Below are 1,096 nucleotides of genomic sequence, written 5' to 3'. Positions count from 1 at the left end.
AACGTTATGGCTTCGCGCTGCGCTAGCTCATGCTCGGGAGCAACAACGGCCACCATTTGGCTGCTGAACAAATGGTCCGTTTCTAGATCTTCGGGTACATCGTCACAGCTGATCACGCCGATATCGAGTTGTCCATTGAGCAACATTCGACGAATAGATTGCGTGCCAGCCTCAACGAGCGTCAATTTCAGATCAGGAAACTGGCTCTTAAACGCCATCACGATTCTCGGGAAGAAGTAACTCCCCATCATAGAAGGCGTGCCAAGGCGCACTTCTCCTTTTGCTAAACCTTTTAGTTCATCAATCGCTAATTGCGCGTCGTGCAGTTGTTGAATCACTCGCTGCGCGTGAATGAGTAAGGTTTCCCCCTCTTTCGTTAGGCTGATTTTCTTATCTTCACGACGAAACAACGTCACGCCGAGTGACTGTTCGAATTTTTTTATCGAAATGCTTAACGCTGGTTGCGCGATATGAAGTGCCTTAGCTGCGTGGGTGATATTGCCATGCTCTGCGACAGCCAGAAAATGTTTCAGTTGTTTCGATTCCATAAGATCAAAAATATATCGTATCCATATTTTTAATATATTTTTTTAATCCATATCCAACTGATAGATTGATCACAATCTCCTTTATTGCTCCTATCAGGCAGGAAACATGGTCAGCTTTGGTACTCCGGAATACAAACGCATTACGCTATCTCTGGCGCTTGGCTCTTTTTTGGTTTTTTCTAACCTATACCTTTTACAACCTATGCTGCCGACCTTCGCAACGCTGTTTTCCATTTCAGAAACGCAGGTTAACTGGTTGTTTGCTGCCTCAACGTTAGCGCTTTCATTCAGTTTGGTGCCAATGGCGGTCTTGTCCGAATCCATTGGTCGTAAGCCAGTCATGATGGTTGGCTTATTCTCTATTCCTGCCATTTCTGCGTTGATGCTACTCGGAGACTCATTTATATTTTTGGTGGCATGCCGAGCATTAATCGGAATCGCTTTAGCCGCATTTGCCGCTGTTGCCGTCGCATACATGGCAGAAGAACTTGATAAGCATGCATTTTCAATGGCCATTGGTACTTACATTGCAGCAAACTCATTAGGTG

At 45.3% G+C, this 1,096-nt stretch carries 2 protein-coding genes; one reads left to right on the top strand and one right to left on the bottom strand.

Annotated features, from left to right (window positions below):
• On the bottom strand, positions 1–548 hold a 548-nt coding region (locus tag R7D93_RS25935), incomplete at its 3' end, for a LysR family transcriptional regulator (RefSeq protein ID WP_318129638.1).
• Positions 549–654: 106 nt separating this feature from the next.
• Between R7D93_RS25935 and R7D93_RS25930 the strand changes: the two genes are divergently transcribed.
• On the top strand, positions 655–1,096 hold a 442-nt coding region (locus R7D93_RS25930; protein WP_318129637.1), incomplete at its 3' end, for an MFS transporter.

The sequence above is a fragment of the Vibrio sp. YT-15 genome (genome assembly GCF_033337445.1).
Lineage (GTDB): Bacteria > Pseudomonadota > Gammaproteobacteria > Enterobacterales > Vibrionaceae > Vibrio > Vibrio alginolyticus.
The sequence above is the reverse complement of the archived record's forward strand: the minus strand, read 5'-3'. Positions and strand labels throughout refer to the sequence as shown.